Source organism: Myxococcales bacterium, from assembly GCA_016712525.1.
Lineage (GTDB): Bacteria > Myxococcota_A > Polyangia > Polyangiales > Polyangiaceae > JAAFHV01.
Genome location: JADJQX010000008.1, coordinates 968,888 through 993,967 on the forward strand (window position 1 = coordinate 968,888; position 25,080 = coordinate 993,967).

The following is a 25,080-nucleotide window of genomic DNA, read 5'->3' on the forward strand; positions in this document are numbered from 1 at the left end:
ACCTGCCCTGCCCTCGCTTGGCTTGCGAGGCCCCTCGGGTTGGCACGCCTCGACGAATCGAGCCGTACCCGCGCCGAGAAGACACACGTTCGCCGTGGGAGGGATGCGCCAGATAGTCCAGGCCGGTGGACGTGTCAAGCGCGGCCGACATGCCCCGGGTCGGCTTCGATCCTACGGCTTCGGCTTCAACGGCGGTACCGGCTTCCCTTGAGCCCGGAGGAGGGCGCGCTCGCGCATCATCTCGAGGGAGCGCTCGACCTCGGCCTCCGTGTACGGGAGGGTCGCCAGGATGGCCTTCTCTTCTTCGAGCGAGCGCATCATCTGGTCCCGGGCCTCGCGCGCCCGGGTGACCCAGCCCGACTCGTCCTCGGTCTTCTTCGCGAAGTCGATCGTGCGGGTCATCATCTCCATGCCCTTCTCGACGAGCACGCGGTAGCGCACGTGCATGATGGCGTAGAAGAGGTTTTTGTCCGAGGCCGTCTTCGCGCGATCCGGGGGGATGGTCATGAGCTCGGCGTGCAGCGTGCGGTACATCTCGCCCACGCGGACACCGCTCATTTTCGCCCAGATCGGGTCGCTGCTGCGGATGGCGTCGGCGTAGGCGCTCTGCGCGTCGAGGAGGCCTTGGCAGCGCATCTCCATCTTCACGAGGAAGTCGTCTCCCACGGGGAGGAGGGCGATCTTCTCGGATTTGGTGCGGCGCACCTCGGCGAGGGCGAAGCGGAGCTGCGCGGCGGGCACCGGGAGCCTCCCGGCGGCGCCGTAGTGCTTCGCGTCCATGATCTCGAGGCCCTCGTTCGTGTCTCGGAGGGCGCCCACGTCGTCCTTCTCTTGCACCTTTCGGAGGGCGCGCGCCCCGAAGCCGAGCATGCGGTCCACGTCGTCGGCGCCGGGCTTCGCGAGGAGCCTCTCCCCGAGCTCGCCGAGGGCCTTCCAGTCCTCGAGGTACGCGTCGAGGGAGGCCTCGCGGACCTCGGCCCCACGCACCTGCGGGTCGGTCGGGAACCGCGAGACGAGCGACCGGTAGACCTCGCGGGCCTTCTTCAGATCGCCGAGCCCCTCGTACGCCGCACCGAGCGACGCGAGCCAGAGGGGCATCTCTTTGGCCGTGGGCTCGCCCGCCACGAGGGCCTCGTACGCGTCGACGGCGTCACGCCACTTGAGCTGGAGGAGCGCCCTCTCCCCTCGCTCGGCGAGCTCACGGGGCGTCCCCTCGGCGCGTGTACCGACGATCTGGTGGCTCGCAGCCTCGGATCGCGGAGGAGGCATCGCCGGCGGGAGCGGCGGCTCGGCGCAGCCCATGACGAGCGCGCCTGCCGCAAGACCTAGCGCCACTGGGGCTCCGTATCGAAGGTGTCGTCGCATGGCCGCTCCGAAGGTCGCGTCGCTCCCCGCCGTCACCCCTCGGACGCCCCGACGGGCGCGAAGGTTCCACACGAGCGCTCCGACCTCACCGTACACCACCCCGAAGCCCCGGGCGGCCGCAGGAATGGGCCGCGAGAGCACGCCGATCCCAAGGTGGGCGATTTGACCACAAAGGGGGCGCGAACTAGGGTTAGGAAGGCCTGTTTCCGCCGGGCCATCGCGTGTACCGTCTCGCCTGCCCGAGGAGACATGTCTCGCTCTTCCGTCCCAGCCCTCGTTCCTAGCGCGCCCTCGTCGGCCCCTCCCGGCCCGCGCGAGTCGATCCCGAGCGCGCCCTCGGGGACGAGCCTGGCCGCGCCGCCCATGTCGCACGTGCCCGCCGTCGGGCTCGTCGCGGACGACGAGGCCACGAGCGGGATGCCCGCGCGGTTCGGGAAGTACACGCTCCTGCGCAAGCTCGCGCAGGGAGGCATGGCCGAGCTCTTCCTCGCGATCCAGCGCAGCGTCGCCGGCTTCGAGAAGCTCATCGTCATCAAGCGCATCTTGCCGGCGGTGAGCCAGGACACGGCCTTCATCGACATGCTGCTCCACGAGGCGCGCGTCGCGGCGACGCTCTCGCACCCGAACATCTGCCAGACGTTCGACGTCGGCCAGGTCGACGGGAGCTTCTTCATCGCGATGGAGCACGTGCACGGCGAGGACCTCCGCTCGATCGTGCGCCAGATGAAGAAGCGCGAGGTGCTCGAGTTCCCGGTGGAGCACGCGCTCGCCATCGTCCTCGGCATGTGCGCCGGGCTCGCCTACGCGCACGAGCACCACGACATGAACGGCGCGCCGCTCCAGATCGTGCACCGCGACGTGTCGCCGCAGAACGTCGTCGTCACCTTCCAAGGGGACGTGAAGATCGTCGACTTCGGCATCGCGAAGAGCGGAAAAATGCTCACCGAGGCCAAGACCGGGAAGCTCAAGGGCAAGGTCCCTTACATGTCGCCCGAGCAGGCGCGAGGCGAAGAGGTCGACGCCCGCACCGACATCTTCGCCACCGGGGTCATGCTGTTCGAGCTCACGACCGGCAAGCGGCTCTTCAAAGGAGCGAACGAGCTCGAGACGCTGAAGCTCATTTGCGAGGAAGAGTACCCGCGCCCCTCGCAGGTCCGGCCCGACTACCCGAAGGACCTCGAGTCCATCGTGATGCGGGCCCTCGCGAAGAACAAAGAAGAGCGGTACCCGTCGGCGCGAGCGATGCAACGCGATCTCGAGGAGTTCGTCCGGCGCCACCGCGTGCCCGTGAGCAACTCGGCGCTCCACACCTTCATGAACGAGCTCTTCCAGGACAAGCTCGCCGCGCAGAAGCAGGCGATCCTCCAGGGAAAGCAGCTCGCCGACATCATCGATTCGCAGCACGGCGGTCGCCTCGAGTCGACGCTCGAGCTCGACGCCCTCGGGAGCGGAGCGCGCGCCGCGACGCCGAGCATGCCGGCCGCGGCCCACACGGTCACGGACGCGCCGGTCCATCGCCCGAAGTCCCGATGGCTCCTCACCGTACCTTTCGCGGTCATGATCGCCGTAGGCGTGGGCGTCTTCGCGGGCCTCCGCGCGCGGCACGAGGCCGAGGGCACGACCACGCCGACGCCGGCCGCCGCGAGCACCAAAGGCACCGTCAAGGTGACGAGCGAGCCTCCCGGTGCGTCCATCTGGGTCAACGGAGACCTACGCGCCGAGGTCACACCGGCGACGCTCGAGCTCCCGAAGGGCGTCGAGATCGATCTGAAGCTCTCGATGCCCGATCACGAGCAGTCGCGGCACAAGCTCACGCTGACGGACCTCGCGCCCGACCACGAGGTCAAAGCGGAGCTCCGCAAGGGCTCGGTGAGCGTCGACGTGAACGTGCTCCCGCAGGGCACGCAGGCCACCCTCGTGCTCGACGGCAAGCCCGTTCAAGGCCCCGAAATCGCGGGCCTCGCCTCGGGCGTCGAGCACACCCTCGTGGTGTCGGCGCCCGGCTTCGGCGAGAAGTCGATCACGTTCACCGGGTCGGCCCAAGAGCGGAAGAAGCTCGACGTCACGCTCGAGAAGAGCGCCCACCACGACACGACCGCGAAGGCCCAAACGGGCGGTCCCACTCCGACCGGGAAGCCGTCGGCCACGCCTGCCCCCGCCGGGAGCGGGAAGCTCAACGTCGGCGCGAGCAACGGGTGGTGCAACGTCACGGTCGACGGGCAAGGCCGCGGCGCGACGCCCATCGCGGGCCTCGAGCTCTCGGCCGGGCCGCACAAGGTGACGTGCACGACCGCGGACGGGAAATCCCAGAACGCTGTCGTCACGGTCCCGGCGGACGGGGTCGCCCGCTACAAGTTCTCGCTCTAACCATCGAGAATTACACACAATATCGGCATTGTCGCCACCTCGCTCCTCCCGAGGTGTCGGCGGGGCAAGAGGTCCGAACGGCGGCGCTCCGTGTTTTGTGCGGCCTTCGCGCGGCGTGGTAGGCTTAGGGGAATGCGCGTCCGTGCGCCCGCGATCGTCGTAACGCTTTCGGTGCTGGCTCCCCCGGTCGCCGCGCTCGGTGCTCCATCCAAAGAGCAATGTGTCGCCGCCTACCAGGGCGCCCAGGTCGACATGAAGCAGAGCAACCTTGGCGCGGCGCGCGAGAAGCTCGCAGCTTGCCTCTCGCCGAGCTGCCCGTCGGCCCTCCACTCCGACTGCGCCGACTGGTTGAAAGAGGTCGACCGCAGGCAGCCTTCGGTCGTTCTCTCCTTCAAAGACAAGGCGGGGGCGGTCGCGTCCGACGTGACCGTGGAGCTCGACGGCAAGGTCGTCGGAAAGTCCGATGGCAAGTCGGTCGACGTGGATCCGGGCGAGCGCACGTTTCGGTTCACGCCGAAGGGCGAGGCCCCGGTCGACGTTCGCCTCGTCGTCCGCGAGGGCGAAAAGTCCCAGCGTGTCGACGGCGTGTCGTCCCTCTACGTGGCCCCGGTGGAAAAGCCCAAGGGCGGCCTCGAGCCATCGCGCCCCGAGGCTCCGACGGTTCGCGAGCGGCCGATCCCTTGGACGGTCTATGCCCTTGGCGGCCTCGGCCTCGTCGGAGCGGGCGGCTTCGCGGGGTTCGGCCTCGCGGGCACGAGCGGCAAGAGCGATCTCGAGGCGTGCAAGCCTTCGTGCCTCGAGGACGACGTGTCGTCGGTGCGCACGAAATTCCTGATCGCGGACGTGTCGCTCGTGGTCTCGGTGGTCGCCCTCGGCGCGGCCACGGTGCTTTTCCTCACGCGCCCCGAGGTGGCGAGGCGGTCCGAGGCCGACATGACGAAGACCGCCAAGGCGCCTGCCGTGCGGTGGCTCGGGAGCGGGGTGCGCCTTGAGCTCTGAGGGGAGCGGCCGCTCGGCGCGCAGCGGGCGCCTCGTGTTTCCGGCGTCGACGTCCGCGCCGAGCGCCGACGCGAGCGGGTCCATTCGCATCGGTCGGTACGCCCTCCACGGCATCCTGGCTGCCGGAGGGATGGCCACGGTGCATCTCGCACGGCTCATCGGAGAGGCAGGATTTTCTCGCACCGTAGCGGTGAAGCGCCTCCACCCGAACTTCGCGCAGGAGCAAGAGTTCGTGGCCATGCTGCTCGACGAGGCCCGACTCGTCGCGCGCATTCGTCACCCCAACGTCGTGCCCATGCTCGACGTGGTGCGCGAGCCGTCCGAGCTCTTCCTCGTCATGGAGTACGTGCACGGCGAGTCCTGGAGCCGGCTCATCGCCGCCAGCCTGAAGCGTGGCCGCGAGGTCCCCGTGCCGATCTGCGCGGCGATCGCGATCGACGTGCTCAACGGGCTCCACGCCGCCCACGAGGCGCGCAACGAGCGCGGTGAGCCGCTCGGCATCGTCCACCGCGACGTGTCTCCGCAGAACGCGATCGTCGGCGTCGACGGCGTCACCCGTGTGCTCGACTTCGGCGTCGCCAAAGCTTCAGGCAGGCTGCAATCGACCCAGAACGACGAGCTCAAGGGAAAGCTCGCCTACATGTCGCCCCAACAGATCATGGGCGAGCCCGTCGACCGCCGCGCCGACGTCTGGTCCGCGGCGGTGTGCCTGTGGGAGTCGCTCGCGGGCGCGAGGCTCTTCAAAGCCGAAGTGCAAGCCACCGTAGCCGTGAAGGTGTTGAACGACGCCGTCGAGCCCCCGAGCAAGTACCGCCCCGAGATCCCGAAGGCCCTCGACGACGTGCTCATGAAGGGGCTCGCGAGAGAGCCGGACGAGCGCTACGCGACCGCCCGAGACATGGCGATCGCCATCGAAGAGGCGTGCCCCCCCGCGACCGCACGGGCCGTGGGCGAGTGGGTCTCGGAGCTCGCCGCGGAGGCCCTCGGCTCGCGTGCGACGAGGATCGAAGAGATCGAGAGCGCCGTCGAGCCGAACCCGAGCCTCGGAAAGCTCCTCGCGGCCGTTCCGCTCGACACCCCCTCGAGCCGTAGCGTCGTCACGAGCCCCGAGGTGGCGGCCTCGAGCGAGACGTCGTCTTCGGCGACCGCCGCGCGCCTCGGGCTCGCGCGGGACGAGGCTCCACCACCTGCGGCGTCGAAGTCGCGCAGCAGCGTGATCGTCGCGGCGGCGCTCGTGTCCGTCGCGCTCGTGGCGGCCGCGCTCATCGTGTCGCGCCGGGCCCCGAACGGCGCCACCGCGGCGGCGCCCCCCGCGCCCCCGCTCCCGTCCGCGAGCGTCACCGCGGCCCCAACGGCCGTCACCTCGGCGGCAGCGCCTCTCCAGAGCGCGGCGCCGCCCGCAGCGGCTCCCGCACCGAGCGCGCCGACGGTCGCAAAACACGCCCCGTCGAAGCCCGCGCCCACGCCGGCAAAAACCACGGCCAAACCGGCGGCGCCGGCGCCCAACTGCAGCCCGAACTTCGTCATCGAGGGCGGGATCAAGAAGATCAAGCCGGAGTGCCTCTGATGCGCCTCGGGCGTGGCCTGGCCGCGCTCGGAGGGCTCGCGGTCGTCCTCGCGGCGTGCAGCCTGTTGAATCCGCTCGACGGATACACCGGGGGAGACGCGGCGCCCCCCACGACGCCGGACGCGACCGAGCCTCCCGCCGACGTGGAGAGGCCCGACGCGGCCATCGCGTGTACTCCACACATACCTCCGGGGCGCCCTGCCCCGACCGACACGGCGACGTCTCTCACGGTGCTCCTCGCCGCCGAGACGCTCGATCTCGGAGGGGCCACGGACGGCTTCGATGTCGACGGGCTCTGCACGTGCCCGGGAAAGCCGGCATGCGCCCCTATCAACGCCACGGCGCGCACCGTGTGCGACAGCGACGGCGGCATCGACAACTCACTCGGCCCGGAAATCAAAGCGGCGACCGCCCTCTTGCCGAAGATCGACGGCCTCGATCCGACGAGCGGGACGGGCTACATCCAGCGCGGCAAGAGCACGTTCTTCATCGAGCTCCGCGGCTACAATGGCACCGCGAGCGACGACGAGGTGCGCGTGGGCGTGTACGCGAGCGGAGAGATCGAGCCACGCGACGACGCCGGACCGGACGCGGGCCCCCGCTTCGACGGTGTCGACACGTGGAGCGTCGATCGCGACTCGGTGCTCGGTCAGGGCGCGCCGCCCTACCAACCGCGGGTCGAGGACGCGCGAGGGTACGTGCGTGACGGCGTGCTCGTCGCCAAGTTCGACGTCGACTTGAAGGTGGGCCTCGTCCGCGCTCGCATCAAGGAAGCGAGCCTCGTGGCGCCGCTCGTTCGCGACGGGGAGGCGTTTCGGGTGAAGGGCGGCCTCGTGACGGGCCGCGTGCGCGCCGGGGATCTCCTCACCGCCCTCGAGACGCTGAAATCGCCGCTCGCCAACACGTACCTGTGCCGTCAGGATCCCATCTATCAGGAAGCCAAGCGACGCCTCTGCGCGGCGCTCGACGTAGCCCCGACACGCGCCGACGACGGAGCCGAGCGCGCCTGCGCCGCGATCACCATCGCGGTCCGCTTCACCGCCGGAAAAGCGGCAACCGGGTCGCTCGTCACGGTGCCCGTCGAGAAGCCCTGCGGCACCGACTGGTACGACGACTGCACGCGTTGAGTCACACAGGCGACGTAACCTCACGAAACGCCACGGTTTTTGTCAGGGACGGACCGCCTTGTATCTCGCACGGTCCACGTCCTCGAGCGCGGGGAAACGCCCCGCCGCGTCCTCGCCGAGACGCGCGAAGCCCTCTTCGGCCAACCGTTTTTCGTCGCGGGCCCGCCGCTCGTCGCGGGCGGTGAGCGCGGCGAGCGTGGCGAGCACGTGCGCCTCGGGGAAGAGCTGGTCACTCCCCTCTTCGAGCACGGCCGCGGGACCTCGCGCGTTCACCGCGTCGACCAGGGCGAGCGCGATGCGAGCGCGGTCGGCGCGCCCCGACAGAGAGAGGACGACGATCGCGCGATAGATCCGCTCGAACCGCGTGTTGCAGCCGCTCGCCTCCCCCGGACGCATGGCCCACGCCACGACCACGTCCGTGAGGTCGCCGACACCCCGCGCGAGCGCGCGCTCGAAGGCCGGATCGAACGTCGCCCCGTCGCACGCCTTCACCGTCCCCTCGGCGATCGCGAGATCGAGCTCGGCGAACAAGGAACGGTCCTCGACGTGCGACGCTGCTTGGGGCACGCTCGGCTCGGCGCGGGCGGGCGCAGGGCGAACGAGCTCGGGTACGGCCGGCTCGCGGGAGACGCATCCCGCGACCGCGAGCGCGCTCGCGACGGCGAGGCACGCCACCCGGAGGCCGCGGCCCACGTCAGCCCTTCTTGCGGAAGCGCATGCGGTAGACGGGCAGGCCGTCTTTGATGGCGCGGTGCTCGCGCGGGCTCCGCGCCCCGTAGGGATTCTCGGCGAGCCAAGGGCTCCCGTCAGCGTCGCCGAAGGGCTCGAACCCGCCGTGGGCCGAGATCTGCTGCGCGTAGCTCTCGGCGCGATCCTCGACGTCCGTTTGGATGTAGAGCTCACCCATCGGGCGCAGAAGCCGAACGACCTCGTTCATGAACACGTCGCCCATCACGAGGCGCTTCTCGTGGCGCTTCTTCCACCACGGGTCGGGGAAGTGCATGAACACACGCGCCACCCCCGCGTCGGGTTGCAGCCTCGGCATGGCGATTTTCGCGTCCTCGGCGAACACACGGCACCTCGACGAGAGGCCTTGTTTCGCCACGCGCTCGTCGACGATGGTCGCCCATTTCCGCCGGACCTCGAGCCCCACGAGGCCCACCGAAGGAGCTGCCGCGGCGCGCTCGAACACGAACACTCCACGCCCGCAGCCGATCTCGAGCTCGATCTCGTCGCCGGAGACGAGGGATCGCAGGTCGACGGTCTCGCCTTCCGGGAGCCGAGGGCAGTGCGCGTACGGGTTCTTCTTGGGGGTCGTTCGGGGGGCGTCGTCGCGGGGATCCATGGCTCGGGCTCGGGCATCGTGTACACGAACCGGGCCCGAATTGGGATCCCCACCGCCGAAGAGCGGTCCTTCTCAAGCGCCTTTCGCTCGACTAGGTTCCGCGCGCCCATGGCCCTCGCCGATTCGCCGGAAAAGACACCACGACACGCCCCCGAAGGCACGTGGGCCGACGCGACACGCGAGCTGCTCCTTTGGCTCCCTGTCGTGCTGCCCACGGTGCTCGTGGCCATCGTCACGATCCGCGCCGTGCTCGCCAAGGTGGGGTACCCGGCCGCCACGCTCGACGACTCCTACATCCACTTCCAATACGCGCGCGCCATCGTCGAAGGGCACCCGATGCGCTACCAGGGAGGCGAGCCCGTCTCGAGCGGCGCGACCAGCCAGCTCTGGCCCGCCCTCTTGGCGCCCTTCTACGCCGTGGGATTTCGCGGCCACGCCATCATGTGGCCGGCGTGGGGGCTCTCGTACGTGTGCTTCGGTGCGCTCGTGTACGAAGCGTACGCGCTCGCCCGCGGGCTCGTGTCGAAGCCGATGGCGATCGCGGCCGGGGCCATGGTCCTCTTCTTCGGAGGCCACGTGTGGTGCGCGGCGAGCGGCATGGAGGTCATCCCGTTCGCCTGGCTGCTCGCGAGGAGCGCTCGAAGGGCCTCGGAGTGGTGCGAAGACGCGCGATACCGAACATCGAGGGGCCTCGCCGAGCTGTCGATCCTCTCGGCGGCCGCGCCGCTCATGCGCCCCGAAGGGGCCCTCGCGTCGGTGCTCGTGGCGCTCGCCGTCGCGGGCATTCCGCGGAGCCCTACGTGGCGCGCACGCGCCCTCGGGCTCTTGCCTCTCGCCGGGGTCCTCGTCACGCCGCTGCTCCTGCTCGTGATGACCGGGAAGACCACGACGAGCACGACCCAGGTGAAGCTCGCCGTCGGCAACCCGTACCACGCCTTCGCCCCCACGTTCGTCGCCAACGCGCGCATCCTCGTGTACACGCTCCTCAACGGCGAGGTGTGGTCGGTCGAGTTCTTGCCACGCGGCGGCGCCAAGGTCGCGCTCGTCGCGCTCGCCGCCGTGCCGCTCCGTGGGATCGCCACGCGAAGAGTCGAGCGTAGCCTCGCCGTGCTCGCCTTCGCGCTCGCGATGTTCGTACCGTGTGCCTACATCACCTTTCTTTGGAACAGACTTCGCTACCTTTGGCCATTTGCGACGGGCTGGTTCGTGGCCCTCGCCTGCTTGGGCGAAGTGCTCGGTACGGCCGCGAGCCGCGTGCGCAAGAGTTACGGGATCGTGGGTCCGGTGTTCGGGTTCGGTGTGGCGGGGATGCTGGCGACACGCCTCGATTGGGTGATCGACGACGTGGCGGGCTCGGCGAGCGGGATCGCGAGGCAACACGGAAAGATCGCGGCGTTCGCCGCCGAGAAGCTCCCTTCGGACGCGCGCATCGGACTGAACGACACGGGCGCGATTGCCTATTTCGGCGGCAAGAAGACCTTCGATATCGTCGGCCTCACGACCCCGTCGGAGGCGACCTATTGGCTCGGGGGGCCGGCGTCACGGTTCGAGCACTACGAGAGATTGTTTTCGACCGACAAGGGACGACTCCCTACGCACTTCGCCGTCTATCCCGAGTGGATGGGGTGCGACCAAATCCTCGGAGAGACGCTCGTCGAGGCCACGGTGAAGGACGCGACCATCCTCGGTGGGCAGACGATGAAGCTCATGACGGCCGATTATTCGCGCCTCGGCTCCGGTGAGCTCCCCCGCGCCCCGCTCCCGGAGATCGTCGACACGCTCGACGTGGCCGACCTCGAGAGCGAAAAGGCGCACGGGTACGAGCTGCTCAGGGCGCTCGAGGGCGAGCAGACCGTCGAGTCGTTCCCGATGAAAGACGACCCGGACGCACCCGAGGCCCTCGACGGGGCTCGAACCATGAGGAAAGCGGAGCGGTTCTTCGCCATGCTGCGTCCAGGGGCTCCCCATCGCCTCGTCGTACGCGCTCGCGCGACCCCCTCGGGAGACGACGAGGTCATCGCCCACGTGCGCGTCGGCGGGGTCGACATCGGGACGCTGCGCGCCTCGGGCTCGGACGTATTCGAAGGCTCGCTCGTCGTGCCGTCGGCCGCCGCGACGGACCGCGCGGTCGTCGACCTGCGCGTCGAAGGAGGGACCCTCTCCATCGCCCACTACTGGTTCGGGCTCGCGCGCGACGAAGCCCCTCGCTGACGGCTCGACGGCTATTTCTGCGCCTCGTCGAAGGTCGTGCCCTCGTCGTGCCGAACGGAGACGAACGTCGGAGGGGGCTCCGACTTGGCCCGGACGATCCCCGAGAAGACGCGCTCCACGACCCGTTCCCCTCCGAGAGACTCGACGGCGAGGAGGGCCACGAGCACCCACGAGCGTGCGTCGACCTCGCGTGCCTCGTTCTCCCAGCGCGAGATGGTCCCCACGCTCACGCCGAGCGAACGCGCGACCTCCCTCGCGCGGAGGCCCGCGGCCTTCCGGAGGAAACGGAACGTCGCCCCGGCGACACGCCCCGAGTCCGCGACGAGGCGAATCGAGGCCTCGTGGATCGCGCGCTCCGTCGCCGCGGGGCGCTCGAGCCTCCCGCAATGGGCACACGCGCGAGCCGACACGACGATCCTCGTTTTCCCGGGAATCCCGGTCTCGACGTCTCGCGAGACGTCGATCGTGTGCAGACCATCGAGTCCACAGCCAAGGCATCCCAAAGGCCACCTCGAACGAACCAGGAGCCCGCCGCTCGGCCGAGCCTTTCGTCATCGACAGGACCCGCCCCCCGGGCGGGGACGGCTCGAGCCCATGACCACGACCTGCGCCGCCGGAGAGCGCGACGCAGCCACGACTCCGTACCACCGACACCGAAGCGGACCAAGCTCGACGCCAATCGCTTCTCTTTCGGATTGACGAAAAGCATATCCCGACGCGCGCGTTGCCGATAGCGCACCTCCGCGTCACGGAAGCGCGCGGGCTTCCCGGCCGGGCAGACGGGGTCGCGCCCACACGTCGGCCGAGTGCCAATCACCGACATCGACGTACAAAACGCGAGCACGCGGCGTCCTCTCGGCGCGCCGCGTGCTCGTGTCGGTGATTCGCTCGACTACTTCTTCGGAGCGGCCTTCGCCGGGGCCGCCTTCGCGGGCGCGGCCTTCGCGGGCGCGGCCTTCGCGGGGGCCGCGTCCTTCGGCTTGGGGAGGAGCCCGAGCTGCTCGGCGACCTGCATGCCGTTGCCGAAGCTCCAGCCCTTCACGATCTTGCCGTCCTTCATCTGGACGAGGTCGGCCGAGTCCATCGAAACGGCCTTCTTCGTCGCGGGCTTGCCGAAGAGCGGCCCGGTGTTCGTGCCGGTCATGGTGACCTCGGAGACGACGAAGTCACCGAAGCCCCACGAGCTCTTGACGTTCATCTTGGCGTCGGGGAAGGCCTTCATGTGGGCGTCGAAGAACTTCTTCGCGTCGGCCTTGCCCTTCGACGGAGCCGGCTGCGTGTTGTCGTTCCACTCGCTCGTGTCGGTCATGAGGGCGGTGAAGGCGTCGGCCGACTTCTTCTCCATGGCGCCGTACATGCCCTTCACGAGATCCACGTTCTTGGTCTCGGCGTCGTCGCCCTTCGCCGTGACCGCGGTGGTGGTGGCCGCAAGCTGTGGGATCGCGGGGGCCTTCATTTTGGAGAGGCCGATTTGGGACATCATGGTGCCGTTGTCCCAGTAGGCGTGCTCGTCTTTGATCTGGCCCTCGGGCGTCCAGAACTGGATGGCGATCGCTTGCCAGCCGACCGGCTTGTTGGTCGCCTTGATGGGGCCCATGTCGCCCTTGTGGGTCGCCGTGAGCGCGAACTGGGTGACCGTGACGTCGCCCTTCGTGAGCACCACCGCGTTGGCGATCTTCATGTCGGGGAACGTCTGGAACATCATGCCGACGGCCTGCTCGATTTTCTCCCGGCCGGTCGTATCGGGCGCGCCGGGGAACTTCCAGGTGGCGGTCTCGGCGTAGAGGGCCGCGACCTTCTTCGCGTCGTGGGCGTTCATGGCCTCGACCATGGCGCCGAGCGCCTTCGCCTGGAGCTCCGCGAGCGTCGGCTTCGCGGGCTCGGGCTTGGGCTCCTCCTTGGGCGGCGCCGGAGGCGGCATGTCCACCTTCGCGGCCGTGGGCTCGGGGGCCTTCGGGGGCGGCACGGCCTCTTCCCCGCCGCAGCCCATGGCGGCGGCCGAGAGGACGAACGAGAGGGACAAAATGGTCTTTTTCATGCGCGTAGCTCCTTGGGGTCGTCGCGCCCGGACAGAGAGGCGCCTCGGCCGAAACGGCGGAGCTTCGGGTAGACAGGGACGAGCTTCCCGTCAAGCGCTTTGACCGTGGTAAGACTCGAGGGGTGAGGCAACGCGCGCTCGGAAAAACAGGTCTCGTCGTGTCGGAGCTCTCGGTCGGTACGTGGGGGCTGTCCGGTGAGCCCTACGGCCCCGTCGACGAGAGCGACGCCGAGGCCGTGCTCAAGGCCGCCCTCGACATGGGTATCACCCTGTTCGACACGAGCGACTCGTACGGCGGCGGAAAGATGGAGGCCCTGCTCGGGCGCGTCTGCAAGGGCCGCGACGACGTCGTCATCGTGACCAAGGGAGGCACCGATAGAAGGCTCGAGCCACCGATCAAGCGCTTCGACGAGACCTACCTCCGAGGCTCGGTGGAGCGCTCGCTGAAGCGCCTCGGGCTCGAGGCGATCCCGGTCTTCCTCCTCCACTGTCCCTCCCGTGACGCCATCACCGACTCGGTCGATCGAAAGAGCGCCCTCGAGACGCTACGCACCCTGAAAGACGAGGGAAAGATTCGGTTTTTCGGCGTCTCGTGCTGCAACGAGGACGTGCTCGAGGGCGCAGTGGAGGGGGGCGCGGAGGTGGTCTGTGTACCCTACAACCTCTTCCACGCAGGGCCACTCTCCCACCAAACGGGCAACATCATGGTGAAGCGACCGGGGGTGCTCGCGCGGTCCGTGCTGAACTACGGCGTGCTCGCCGGAACGTGGACCCGGGACCGAGAGTTCCCCGACACGGACCACAGGGCGCAGCGGTGGACACGCATGGAGCTCGAGCACCGCATCGACCAGATCGAGGCCATTCGCTTCCTCGTGAAGGGCGACGTGAAGACGCTAAGGGGCGCGGCGGTGAGGTTCGCCCTCGCGAGCCACGTCGTGTCGAGCGCGGTGCTCGGGCCGCGAACCGTGACGCAGCTCGAGGAGCTCGTGCGCGAGACGGGTGGAGGCCCACGTTACCTGCGGGACGAGGATCTCGGCCGCCTCTACACGGAGCTCGAGAAGGTGGGGGTGCGCTCGTGACCCCGAGAGACGCACGGCTCCTCGGCGACGTGATGCTCGCGTGCGCGCTCGGCGCCCGCGAAATCGTGATGAGCGTCTACGACCAAGCAGACCGCGGGCTCTCGTTCAAGGAGGGTGACGACCCGGTCACCCGCGCCGACAAAGAGGCGAACGCGTTCCTCATCGAGGCGCTCCAAGTGGCCGTCCCCGGCGTGCCGATCGTGGCCGAAGAGAGCGACCCGTCGACCTACGCCGGGTACCCCTCGGCCGACGCGGCGTTCTTCGTCGATCCTTTGGACGGGACACGCGAGTTCGTCGCGAAAAATGGCGAATTTTGCGTCATGCTCGGCTTCGCGGTCGAGGGCGTGGCGACGCTCGGGGTGGTGGTCGCGCCCACGTGGAACGAGGCGTTCGTCGGCGCGCCAGGGCACTACGCCGAGCGCGTCGACGCGAGCGGCACGAGGTCGCCCGTCCACGTCTCGGCCCCGGCGAGCCTCGCTGTTTCGAGGGCCCTCATCTCGCGTTCGCACCGCAGCGAGGCGACCGACCGCATCCTCGCGCGGCTCGGGGCGAAGGAGCTCCGGCCCTATGGCAGCGCGGGGCTCAAGGCCCTCCAGGTGGCCACCGGCGCGACGGATCTCTACGTGCACCCCGGGCCCTCCGGCATGCTGTGGGACTCGTGCGCCCCCGAGGCCATCGTGCGCGCCGCTGGCGGCCTCATGACCGACGCCGACGGCCACGCGATCGACTACCGACGGCCGACGCTCGCGAACCTCCGGGGCGTGCTCGCGGCGTGCCCGGCCATCCACGCGGAGGCCCTCGCGAAGCTCGGAGCCCTCGCGTGAGCGGGGGGCCTTCGCGGCGCGCGCTCCGCGACGAGGCCGACGTCGTCGTCATCGGGGCGGGCATCATGGGCCTCTCGATCGCGTACCACCTCGCGAAGCTCGGCACGACCAAGGTGCTCGTCGTCGACAAGGGCTACCTGTGCGGCGGCGCGAGCGGGCGAAATGGGGGCGGCGTCCGCGCCCAGTGGTCGACCGAGGCGAACGTGCGGCTCATGCAGGAGAGCATCCGCATGTGCCGCGATTTCGCGAGCGAAATGAAGATCAACGTGTGGCTCCGCCAAGGAGGCTACCTCTTCCTCGTGCGCTCCGAGGAGAAGCGACGCGCCCTCGAGGCGAGCTGTTCGGTGCAGAATACATGTGGTCTCCCGACGCGCATGCTCAGCCCGACCGAGGCGCGCGCGATCGTGCCCGAGCTCGACGTCACCGACGTCGTGGCCGCGAGCTACAATCCCGACGACGGCGTGGTGTTCCCCTGGCCGTTCGTGTGGGGCTTCGCGACGGCCGCCGAGAAGCGCGGCGTCGAGGTGGCCACGTTCACCGAATGCACCGGCTTCGAGACCCGCGGCGCGGCCATCACGGGCGTGCACCTCCGCACCCTCTCGCACGACGGAGAGCACGAGACGGGGCGCGCGTTCGTCCGCACGCGCAAGGTCGTGAACGCGTGTGGGGCGTGGGCTCCGCACGTCGCCCGGATGCTGGGCGTGGAGCTGCCCAACAAACCGCATCGCCACGAGATCTGCTCGACCGAGCCGCTGAAGCCCTGGCTCCGCCCCCTCGTCGCCGACCTCACGGACGGCCTCTATTTCAGCCAGTCGACGCGCGGAGAGATCGTGGGCGGCATCGGGCAGGAGCACGTCCCCGAGGGCATCGACCAGAACAGCTCCTTTGCGTTCCTCGGGCTCTACGCGCGCTCGCTCGTCCGGGCGTGCCCGACGCTCGCCAAGGTCAAGGTGCTCCGGCAATGGGCCGGCTGCTACGATCTCACCCCCGACCAAAACCCGATCGTGGGCGCCGTCGACGACGTCGAAGGCTTTTTCCAAGCCTCGGGCTTCATGGGCCACGGCTTCATGATGGCCCCCGTCATGGGCAAGCGCATCGCCGAGCACGTGGTCACGGGGGAGGTCTCGCCCCTCTTCGAGCGCTGGAACCTCCGGAGGTTCCGCGAGGGCAAGCTGCTCTCCGAGTCGATGATCATCGGGTGACCGCGGTCGGCGCGCGTGGCTCGGCTCGTGCCGCACCTCGTCATTCTGCCCTACCCTGCCCTACATTTACGCCGTGAAGCGTCGTTGACACTCACCCCGAGGGGAGCGATACCTGTTCGCGAGTTTTCCCGGGCTTTTCGCCCGCGCACGCAAGCCAGAGGCGGAGGAGAGAGAGCAATGATGAGGCACGCGAAGTCGCTCAAGACGGTCAGGTCGCTCACGTTCGCCGCGGCGGCCTCCATGGCCATTCCCGCGGTTCTCGGCGCAGGTGCGCTCGTCGTCGGTGGATCGATGCTCACGGCCTGCGCCGACGAGAACGATCCGAAGACCTGGGTGAAGCGCCTCGACGATCCGGCCCAGCGCGGCGCCGCCGTGAAGCGTCTCCAGCAGTTCTTCGAGGACAGCCTCTCGAACGCCAAGAAGGACGCGAACGATCCGAAGGTGAAGGCCCTCCTCGACGACATCGTCGAGCCCCTGACGAAGCAGTACACGGGCGGTACCGTCGCCGACGAGAAGACCCGCAAAGACCTCATCAAGTTCCTCGCCGACACGAACGATCCGCGCACCGCTCCCGCGCTCGCGAAGGCCCTCAAGGACTACGAGCCCAAGAAGAGCGACGACGACGTGCGCTACGCCGCGCAAGCGACGAAGAACATGGCCAACGCCGGGAAGCTCTCCGACCAGGCCCTCATCGACGCCCTCTGGGAGTGCTTCGCGAAGTTCCGCGCCTCGCAGACGAACTCGATCAACCTCGTGACCGAGCTCCACGACGCCGTGCTCGCCGTGAAGCACCCCTCGTACGGCCCGAAGGCCGTCGAGAAGCTCGCGGGCCCCGTCGATCCGAAGAGCCCCGAGTCGATGCGCGACCAGGTTCAGTTCTGGCAGATGACGGCGATCCAGCTCATCGGCGAGCTGAAGCTCGGCTCGGCCGCGAAGCCCCTCGTCACCGTGCTCCTCACGCCCACGAAGGGCGACCTCCGCGCCACCACGCGCACGGCCCTCCTCAAGATGCCGAAAGAGGCCGAGGCGCAGCTGCTCGCGGCCATGAAGGGCACCGACCCCGACCTCGCGAAGCTCGCCGCGTCCTTCCCCGAGAAGGCCCACGTCGCGATCCTCAGCGAGACCCTCGCGTACATCTCGAGGAACGGCGGGCGCGACGCGATCGTCGAGGCCCTCGCGGCCGCCGACAGCGACCAAAACCGCACGATCCTCGCGATGAACCTCATTCACTTCCCGAACGACGCGAAGATCGAAGAGGCCTTCATGGGCGCGTACGCGAAGATCGCCCCGGACGCCGGCATCCCCCTCATGGGGGGAGGCAACGGCCGCTCGATCCTGATCCAGGCCTCGTCGCACTTCTACGATCCGAAGCTCGTCGACTGGATCTTGAAGGAGAAGAACGCGGCCAAGGGCGACCACGCCGAAGAGGTCACGGCGGGCGCGCTCGACGCGGCCGTGAAGCTCATGAAGGCCGATCAGGTGAAGCAGGTCGGCATCGTCGTGGGTCAGCTCACGGGCCCCGCCACCGAGAAAGAGAAGTTCAACGCCGGCAGCAAGGTCCTCGAGAAGTGCAAAGAGGACGCCGCCTGCTACGTGAAGGTGCTCGACGAGCCCATCCCGTCGTCGCCCGAGACCGCCAAGTTCGCGCACGTGAAGGCCACCTGGATGGCCGCGGCGTTCGGCAACGACGGCACGCGCAAGGAGCTCCTCGGCAAGATCGACAAGATCAAGGACCCGAGCGTGCGCCTCGCCATGGCCGAGGCCATCGACCACCTCGGCCCGAAGGGTGACGTGGCCGCGGCCGATCAGCTCGACAAGATGGTCGAGGCCGACAAGTCCTCGGGCAACAAGGCGCTCCTCCAGGCGGACGACGCGGTCGCCAAGGTGTCGCTCAAGCTCCGCTCGCGCGCGACGCAATAACAAGTCATTTCGAACACTTACGGAATTCGCGCATGCTCAAGCTCGTGGTCGTTCGCGGGGCCCTCTCGGGCCAAACCCTGTCGTCGTCGGCCGATGCGATCCGCATCGGTCGGGCCGAGGGGAACGACTTCGTCATCCCCGACGAGCACGTCTCGAGCGAGCATGCGCGGATCGCCCTGGTCGGCGACCGCATCGTGCTGCGCGACCTCCGCTCCACCAACGGCACGTGGGTCGTTCGGGGCGAGGCGCGCTCTTCGCTCTCCGACGTGCGCGGCCGCGAGATGACCATCGAGCAGGGCGACGTGATCGAGCTCGGCTCGGGCGACAAGTGCGTCGCCATGCAGGTCGTGGTCGACGCTTCCCCCGACGCGCGCGTCTTCGCGCTGCGCCGCATCGAGGACCTGGCCCCCGCGACGACCATCGTCGAGAAGGACGAGGGCCGCCTCAAGCTGCTTTACGAGGCGCAGAAGGCCATCGGCGCGGCCACCGATCTGTCCGAGGTCTTCGCGGCGATCGCCGAGGCGTGTTTCGACCTCGTCCAGAAGGCGAGCCACGTCACGGTCGTCTTGAAGGACGACGAGGACGACGCGAGCAAAGGCAGCTCCGCCTACGTGCCCGTGATGACCCGGGTGCGAGGCCAATCGGGCCCACCGTCGACCCCGGTCCCGGTCACGCGCAGCATCTACCGCAAGGTCGTGACCGAGCGCGCCGCCGTGCTCGCGGCCGACGCCACGAGCGAGGTGAGCCAGAGCGAGTCCCTCATGGGCACGCAGATCCGCGCGACCATGGGCATCCCGCTCTGGAAGGGCGACGACATCCTCGGCATCCTCCAGGTCGACAACCGCTCGGACGCGGGCGTCTTCTCCCCGGGCGACCTCGAGATCCTCGCCGTGCTCGCGCACAACGTGTCGCTCGCGGTCGCCAACGCGCGCCTCGTGCGACGCCTCAAGAACGCAGAAGACAGGCTCAAGAAAGAGAACGCGTTCCTCAAGGGGCGCGAAGAGACGCGGCGCTCGGGCGGGAAGGGCCAGGTCGAGATCATCGGGCAGAGCGCGCCGATGAAGTCCCTCTCGCACCAGCTCGACAAGGTCGTCGACACACGCGTCACGGTCCTCATCGAAGGCGAGACGGGCGTCGGCAAGGAGCTCGTCGCCTCGGCCGTGCACTACCGCTCACGCCGCAGAGACAAGCTCTTCATCTCGCAGAACTGCGCGGCGATGCCCGAAAATCTGCTCGAGAGCGAGCTCTTCGGTCACAAAAAAGGGTCCTTCACGGGCGCGCACGAAGAGAAGAAGGGCCTCTTCGAGATCGCCGACGGCGGCACCTTGTTCCTCGACGAGGTGACCGAGATGCCGCTCTCGCTCCAGTCGAAGCTGCTCCGCGCCCTCCAAGAGGGCGAAATTCGCCCCGTCGGATCGACCACCGAGAAGCGCGTCGACGTGCGCATCGTGGCCGCGACGAACCGGAACCTCGAGAAAGAGGTGGCCGAGGGGCGCTTCCGCGAGGACCTCTACTACCGCCTCAAGGTGTTCCCGCTCCGCGTGCCGCCGCTCCGCGAGCGCCGCGAGGACATCCCGCTCATCGCCGAGCACTTCTTGCTCCGGTTCTCGAGCGAGTTCGGCAAGCCCGCCGCCGGGTTCACCCAGCAGGCGATGGAGCTCCTCCAAGGCTACGATTGGCCGGGGAACGTGCGTGAGCTCCAGAACGAGGTGCAGCGCCTCTGCATCCAGGTCGAGCCCGGGGGCTTCGTCACGCCCGACCTTCTCTCGCCGCGTGTGCGTCAGGTCGAGGGCATGCTCGATCGCGTGAAGCCCACGAAGGGCACCCTCAAAGAGATGATGGACCAGGTCGAGCGCTGGCTCCTCATCGAGTCTCTCCGCGAGCACGGGAACAACAAAACCGCGTGCGCCAAGTCCCTCGGGATCACCCGAGAGGGCCTCCACAAGAAGCTCCGCAGCTTCGGCCTGTGAGCCCACCGCGCGCCCGCGGTGCGAGGCGCCGCGACGCGGGCTACGTCCAGGGCGTGATGGCGACGATGCCCTCGGGCTCCCCGCGAAGGTAGGGAGCGCCGCGTGCGTCGGTCGCGAAGGGGGCCACGTCGACGAGCGGCCACAGGGCGAACGCGCGCTCGTGGAGGCGCGGGTGCGGCACCGTGAGCGCCTCGTCGTTCACGACGACCCCCTCGATCCACAGGACGTCGAGATCGAGCGTGCGCGGCCCGTACCGGACGTCACGGACCCGCCCGCGGCGCTGCTCGATGGCCAAGAGGTCCTCGAGCAGGCCGTGCGCCGTAACCGAAATATCCAAGAGTATCGCTGCGTTGATATAGGGGCCCTGAGGCACGTCGCCCCAGGGCGCCGTCTCGTAGAGGCGAGAGCACGCGAGCACGGCGTGGCGCTCCGCGAGCTCGGCCCGCGCGTAGTCGAGGTGGGACCGGCGGTCGCCGAGGTTCGAGCCGAGCGCGACGACCGCGCGGCGAAGCGGGAGGGTCAGGGTGTCTTCCCTTGGAGCTTGATCGGGTTCGTGAGCGTGCCCTCGTAGCCGCCGTTCAGCTTGCCGTCTTGCACGAAGAAGAAGAGGACGTTGTCGGCGCGCCCGTCGAGGGTGACCTCGAGGGTGACCACACCTCCCGGCGGGGCGTCGAAGCGGATGCCGTCGTTGCGGGTGCCGATCGTGCGGCGGAGCACGACGTCACCGCCCGTCGTGGCGATGGGTTTTCCGGACTCGTCGACCACGTTCGACACCTTGCCGGCGGCCGACTGCACGCGCACCTGGTAGTCGCACTCCCGCTTCGTCTGGTTCGTGTCGCACGCCCAGAAGAGGTGCCATTTCCCACCCGAGGCGTACTCGGCGAAGACGCCCACACCTTCGCCCGGGTCGGCCTCGAGCTTGGCGTTCGTGTCGATCTCGACGAGCACGGGAGATGGGCTCGCGGGCTGCGTCCCTTCGACCGGGTCCCCCGACGAACCAGACCCGTACGCGCGCGGCGGAGGGTCGTACACCTCGATCGAGCAGGCGAGCGTCGACAGGGCGAGGAACGATACGACGGAGAGAGCGGGAGCGATCTTCATGGGGCCTCGGCGGCGAACGAGAGTGGCACGAACGAAGGGCGAGACGAGACGAGCCTGAGGCTCAACGGCGAACACGGGGCGTCGACGCGCGCGGGGCGGACGTCGTGGCTCTTCCCCCTCCCCCGCCCGAGAACGACGGCGACGACGACATCCGCGACGGCGCGGAGAAGCTCGGCGACGACGCCCGCGGCGCGGACGGCGCGGAAAAGCTCGGCGACGACGACATCCGAGACGGCGCGGAGAAGCTCGGCGACGACGCTCGCGGCGCGGACGGCGCAGAGAACGACGGCGCGCTGTACGAGGGCGTGGACCGCGAGGGCACGTACGTCGACGAGCCGTACGAAGGCGACGTGTGATGCTCGACGAGCGAGGGGGAAGATCGCCGCAGATCGCTCATGCGCGGCACGACCTGACGGTCTCCGCCGGGCGCTACGGCGCTGACGGGAGGAATGCGGGCGGGCGCCGACGCGACGGGGGGATGGTCGGGAGCCATGGGTCCCGTACCACCGACCCGCGCCGGCCCGGCGAGCGTGGACGACGGCGGGTGAGCGAGCGCACCGAGCGGGCGCGGCGTGGACGACGGCGCGCGTGCTCCGAGGGCCACGGCCGTCGACGGAGCGCCGAGGGCGTAGGCACGTTGGATCCCCTTGTCGCCCTCGGGGGCGCGAGGAAGCGACTTGGCCTCGAGGCCGAGGGACGCGGGGGCGGGTCCGTCGGCACCTCGCCGAAGCTGGGGCGCGACCGCGGAGGGGGCCCCCTCGACGCGCGGGCTCGCGGCGACACGTGCGTCGGACACACGCGGATCGGCGGGAACGTAAGGCTCGGTGCGGCGGCCGATGTCCCCCGCGAGAGGCCCGCGCACGACGCGGTTGCCGACCTGCGGCTGGAACACGTACCGGTTTTCGCAGAAGTAGTAGGGAGTGCGGTACCCGCCGGAGAAGCCGTACGCGTAGCCGCCGCGCCAGTACCACGAGGGAGGCGCCGGGCCCCACCCGACGTACCCGAAGCCGGAGGGCCCCGTGCGCCAGACGACCCACGCGCCACGGTAGACGCGGCCCGGGATCCACGCCCACCCTCGCCCGCCGATGTAGACCCACCGACCGTAGTGGAAAGGCGCCCAGCCCCACTCGTAGTCGGACACCCAGACGTACCCATCGTCGTAAGCCCAGCGGCCGGCGGTGACGTACGGGGTGAAGTCGCTACCGACGACCGTCGCCGAAGGGACCCAGACGGTGCCGTAGGTGTCGTCGTCGACCCAGGTGCCGTGCGGGTCGAGCGTGGCCTTGAACTCGGTGAGCGCGCTCGGGTCGGTCTCGCGGTAGAGCGTCTCCGGGTCGTTGTCGCCGCCGACGATCATGTCCTCGCTCTCGGCCGGAGGGGGCGGAGGTGCCGCCTCGGGCATCGGGGCCTGCGCCACGGCCTGCCTCGACGGGGGCTCGGGGTAGACGGGCTCCTCGTAGAGACCTCCGCACCCGACGAGGCCGAGGAGGCTCGAGAGGCCGAGGGCGAGGGCTGTGAGGCGGAAGGACATGCGGCTGCTCCTACGATGAACGTGGGCCCGGTGGGGAAGATTGGCTACTCCGTAAGAAGCAAAGGGCGCGCCCTCGTGTCGGGCGAGCGTGGGGTCGCATGCCCCCAATCTAGACCCTCGAAATGACGAACATTTCGTAAGGCTCTTCCCCTCGTGCTCCTCCGGCAGGTGGGCCCGTGAACGCGGCTTCACGGGCGCCCCGCAAAAAAAGTGGCGAAAAAGGCGCACCTAGGGCGGCGCCGAACCGGCCACGAGCCGGAGGGCTTGCACAAGGGCCCGGTCGTCCCGTCTACTCCCGAGACTCGCCGCGCCGACCGCGCGACGCCTGCCGAGGAGAACCATGGCGACCGAGACCCCGATGACCGACCGCATCGCCGCGATGCAGGACTACGCGGCCTACAAGGAGCTCACGTGGGAGGGCTCGTTCGACGAGTACCTCGAGCTCGTACGCAAGAGGCCGCAGGTCACGCGCAACGCGTACCAGCGCATGTACGACATGATCATCTCGCACGGCAGCGAGGAGTACATCGACAACAAGAAGAAGCTCGTTCGGTACAACTTCTTCAAGGACGAGGCGAACAAGGGCCAGAACGCGGTGTTCGGGCTCGACATCCCGCTCATGCGCCTCGTCCACGTGCTCAAGGCCGCGAGCGAAGGCTACGGCCCCGAGAAGCGCGTCATCCTGCTGCACGGCCCGGTGGGGTCGTCGAAGAGCACGATCGCGCGGCTCTTGAAACAAGGGCTCGAGGCCTACTCGAAGACGACCGACGGCGCGCTCTACTCGTTCGACTGGGTGAACCTCGAGGGGACCGAGCTCGCCGGCAAGGGGCAAGACCGCTTCGCGAGCCCCATGAACGAGGAGCCCCTCCGGCTCATCCCGCCCGACTGGCGCGCGAAGGCGATCGAGGAGCTCGGGCTCTCGAACGAGAGCTTCCGCGTGCGCGTCGACGGCGACCTCGACCCGGCGAGCCGCTTCATCTTCAAGCACCTCATGACGCGCTACCAGGGCAACTGGGCGAAGGTCATGCAGAACCACATTCGCGTCCGCAGGCTTACCCTCTCCGAGAAGGACCGCGTCGGCATCGGCACGTTCCAGCCGAAGGACGAGAAGAACCAAGACTCGACCGAGCTCACCGGCGACATCAACTACCGGAAGATCGCCGAGTACGGCTCGGACTCGGACCCGCGCGCGTTCAACTTCGACGGCGAGTTCAACATCGCGAACCGCGGCATCGTCGAGTTCATCGAGGTGCTGAAGCTCGACGTGGCCTTCCTCTACGATCTGCTCGGCGCGTCGCAGGAGCGCAAGATCAAGCCGAAGAAGTTCGCGCAGACGGACATCGACGAGGTCATCATCGGCCACACGAACGAGGCCGAGTACAAGAAGCTCCTGAACAACGAGTTCATGGAGGCCTTGCGCGACCGCACGATCAAGATCGACATCCCCTACATCACGAAGCTGACCGAGGAGATGAAGATCTACGAGAAGGACTTTTCGTCTCGGAAGATCAAGGGCAAGCACGTGGCGCCGCACACCATCGAGGTGGCCGCGCTCTGGGCGGTGCTCACGCGCCTCGAGGACCCGAAGAAGCACAACCTGTCGCTCCTCCAGAAGGCGAAGCTCTACGACGGCAAGGTGCTGCCCGGGTACACGCAGGACACCGTGAAAGAGCTCCGCAAGGAGACGAAGCGCGAGGGCATGGAGGGCATCTCGCCGCGCTACGTGCAGGACAAAATCTCGAACGCGCTCGTGAACGAGTCGGGCGAGGGCACGATCAACCCGTTCATGGTGCTGAACGAGCTCGACAAGGGACTCAGGCACCACTCGCTCATCACCAACGACGAGCAGCGCAAGCGCTTCCAGGACATCATCGGCCAGGTGAAGCGCGAGTACGAAGAGATCGTGAAGAACGAGGTGCAGCGCGCGATCAGCGCCGACGAAGACGCGATCGAGAAGCTCGCGGCGAACTACATCGACAACATCAAGGCCTACACCCTCAAGGAGAAGGTCAAGAACCGCTATACCGGGCAAGACGAGGAGCCCGATGAGCGCCTGATGCGGTCGATCGAGGAGAAGATCGACATCCCGGAGAACCGGAAGGACGATTTCCGCCGCGAAATCATGAACTTTATCGGGGCTTTGGCCGTGGACGGCAAGCGCTTCGAGTGGAACACGAACGACCGCCTGCGGCGCGCCCTCGAGCTCAAGCTCTTCGAGGATCAGAAGGACTCCATCAAGCTGAAGACCCTCGTCTCGGCGGTGGTCGACAAGGACACGCAGGAGAAGATCGACATCATCAAGTCGCGGCTCATGAAGAGCTTCGGCTACAACGAGGTGTCGGCGACCGACGTGCTGAACTACGTCGCGAGCATCTTCGCCCGCGGCGACGCGAAGGACTGACGCGGCGCCGTCCACGTCCCGAGGTGGTCGTGC

19 protein-coding genes are annotated in these 25,080 nt (G+C 68.7%); 11 read left to right on the forward strand and 8 right to left on the reverse strand.

Going from position 1 to position 25,080, the window contains the following annotated elements; genetic code table 11:
* Nucleotides 1-171: 171 nt before the first annotated feature.
* Nucleotides 172-1,335, reverse strand: coding sequence for a hypothetical protein (locus IPK71_33735; protein ID MBK8218716.1), 1,164 nt, complete (start codon nt 1,333-1,335; stop codon nt 172-174).
* 279 nt (nt 1,336-1,614) lie between these two features.
* Between IPK71_33735 and IPK71_33740 the strand changes: the two genes are divergently transcribed.
* The 4 genes from IPK71_33740 (at nt 1,615) to IPK71_33755 (ending at nt 7,425) form a co-directional block, all read left to right on the forward strand.
* A complete protein-coding gene (locus tag IPK71_33740; GenBank protein MBK8218717.1) occupies nt 1,615-3,732 on the forward strand; it encodes a serine/threonine protein kinase in 2,118 nt (705 codons plus the stop codon).
* A 132-nt stretch (nt 3,733-3,864) separates the two neighbouring features.
* Nucleotides 3,865-4,731, forward strand: a complete 867-nt coding sequence (locus IPK71_33745) for a hypothetical protein (GenBank protein ID MBK8218718.1) — start codon at nt 3,865-3,867, stop codon at nt 4,729-4,731.
* Complete coding sequence (locus tag IPK71_33750) at nt 4,721-6,298, forward strand: serine/threonine protein kinase (protein ID MBK8218719.1); 1,578 nt, start codon at nt 4,721-4,723, stop codon at nt 6,296-6,298. The genes IPK71_33745 and IPK71_33750 overlap by 11 nt, the downstream gene beginning before the upstream one ends.
* Nucleotides 6,298-7,425, forward strand: a complete 1,128-nt coding sequence (locus IPK71_33755; GenBank protein MBK8218720.1) for a hypothetical protein — start codon at nt 6,298-6,300, stop codon at nt 7,423-7,425. The genes IPK71_33750 and IPK71_33755 overlap by 1 nt, the downstream gene beginning before the upstream one ends.
* A 42-nt stretch (nt 7,426-7,467) precedes the next feature.
* On the opposite strand, the gene IPK71_33760 is transcribed toward IPK71_33755, so the two are convergent.
* On the reverse strand, nt 7,468-8,118 hold the full coding sequence (locus IPK71_33760) for a hypothetical protein (GenBank protein MBK8218721.1): 651 nt from the start codon (nt 8,116-8,118) through the stop codon (nt 7,468-7,470).
* Nucleotide 8,119: 1 nt separating this feature from the next.
* On the reverse strand, nt 8,120-8,770 hold the full coding sequence (locus IPK71_33765) for a tRNA (guanine-N7)-methyltransferase (GenBank protein MBK8218722.1): 651 nt from the start codon (nt 8,768-8,770) through the stop codon (nt 8,120-8,122).
* A 108-nt stretch (nt 8,771-8,878) separates the two neighbouring features.
* Between IPK71_33765 and IPK71_33770 the strand changes: the two genes are divergently transcribed.
* The gene (locus IPK71_33770; GenBank protein ID MBK8218723.1) at nt 8,879-10,981 is read left to right on the forward strand and encodes a hypothetical protein; all 2,103 of its coding nucleotides are present in this window, start codon (nt 8,879-8,881) and stop codon (nt 10,979-10,981) included.
* Nucleotides 10,982-10,992: 11 nt separating this feature from the next.
* Here IPK71_33770 and IPK71_33775 read toward each other — a convergent pair whose 3' ends face one another.
* Together IPK71_33775 and IPK71_33780 are read right to left on the reverse strand one after the other, a co-directional pair.
* Nucleotides 10,993-11,391, reverse strand: a complete 399-nt coding sequence (locus tag IPK71_33775) for a helix-turn-helix domain-containing protein (protein MBK8218724.1) — start codon at nt 11,389-11,391, stop codon at nt 10,993-10,995.
* A gap of 482 nt (nt 11,392-11,873) precedes the next feature.
* Complete coding sequence (locus tag IPK71_33780; protein MBK8218725.1) at nt 11,874-13,019, reverse strand: ester cyclase; 1,146 nt, start codon at nt 13,017-13,019, stop codon at nt 11,874-11,876.
* Nucleotides 13,020-13,141: 122 nt separating this feature from the next.
* On the opposite strand from IPK71_33780, the gene IPK71_33785 reads away from it, so the two are divergent.
* The 5 genes from IPK71_33785 (at nt 13,142) to IPK71_33805 (ending at nt 20,014) form a co-directional block, all read left to right on the forward strand.
* Nucleotides 13,142-14,098, forward strand: coding sequence for an aldo/keto reductase (locus IPK71_33785; GenBank protein MBK8218726.1), 957 nt, complete (start codon nt 13,142-13,144; stop codon nt 14,096-14,098).
* Nucleotides 14,095-14,922: a 3'(2'),5'-bisphosphate nucleotidase CysQ gene (locus tag IPK71_33790; GenBank protein ID MBK8218727.1), complete on the forward strand. Its 828-nt coding sequence runs from the start codon at nt 14,095-14,097 to the stop codon at nt 14,920-14,922. Before IPK71_33785 ends, IPK71_33790 begins: the two co-directional genes overlap by 4 nt.
* Nucleotides 14,923-14,987: 65 nt before the next feature.
* Complete coding sequence (locus IPK71_33795; GenBank protein ID MBK8218728.1) at nt 14,988-16,124, forward strand: FAD-binding oxidoreductase; 1,137 nt, start codon at nt 14,988-14,990, stop codon at nt 16,122-16,124.
* A 177-nt stretch (nt 16,125-16,301) separates the two neighbouring features.
* Entirely contained in the window at nt 16,302-18,044 is a 1,743-nt protein-coding gene (locus IPK71_33800; GenBank protein ID MBK8218729.1) for a hypothetical protein, read from the forward strand.
* A 32-nt stretch (nt 18,045-18,076) separates the two neighbouring features.
* A complete protein-coding gene (locus IPK71_33805) occupies nt 18,077-20,014 on the forward strand; it encodes a sigma 54-interacting transcriptional regulator (protein ID MBK8218730.1) in 1,938 nt (645 codons plus the stop codon).
* Between the two features lie 40 nt (nt 20,015-20,054).
* Here the strand turns inward: IPK71_33805 and folK are convergent, their stop codons facing one another.
* The 3 genes from folK to IPK71_33820 all read right to left on the reverse strand — a co-directional run bounded on the left by folK (nt 20,055) and on the right by IPK71_33820 (nt 22,646).
* Nucleotides 20,055-20,537, reverse strand: coding sequence for a 2-amino-4-hydroxy-6-hydroxymethyldihydropteridine diphosphokinase (folK, locus tag IPK71_33810; protein MBK8218731.1), 483 nt, complete (start codon nt 20,535-20,537; stop codon nt 20,055-20,057).
* Complete coding sequence (locus IPK71_33815; GenBank protein MBK8218732.1) at nt 20,534-21,115, reverse strand: hypothetical protein; 582 nt, start codon at nt 21,113-21,115, stop codon at nt 20,534-20,536. The genes folK and IPK71_33815 overlap by 4 nt, the downstream gene beginning before the upstream one ends.
* A 61-nt stretch (nt 21,116-21,176) precedes the next feature.
* The gene (locus IPK71_33820) at nt 21,177-22,646 is read right to left on the reverse strand and encodes a hypothetical protein (protein MBK8218733.1); all 1,470 of its coding nucleotides are present in this window, start codon (nt 22,644-22,646) and stop codon (nt 21,177-21,179) included.
* A gap of 340 nt (nt 22,647-22,986) precedes the next feature.
* On the opposite strand from IPK71_33820, the gene IPK71_33825 reads away from it, so the two are divergent.
* Nucleotides 22,987-25,047, forward strand: a complete 2,061-nt coding sequence (locus IPK71_33825; protein MBK8218734.1) for a serine protein kinase — start codon at nt 22,987-22,989, stop codon at nt 25,045-25,047.
* Nucleotides 25,048-25,080: the final 33 nt, after the last annotated feature.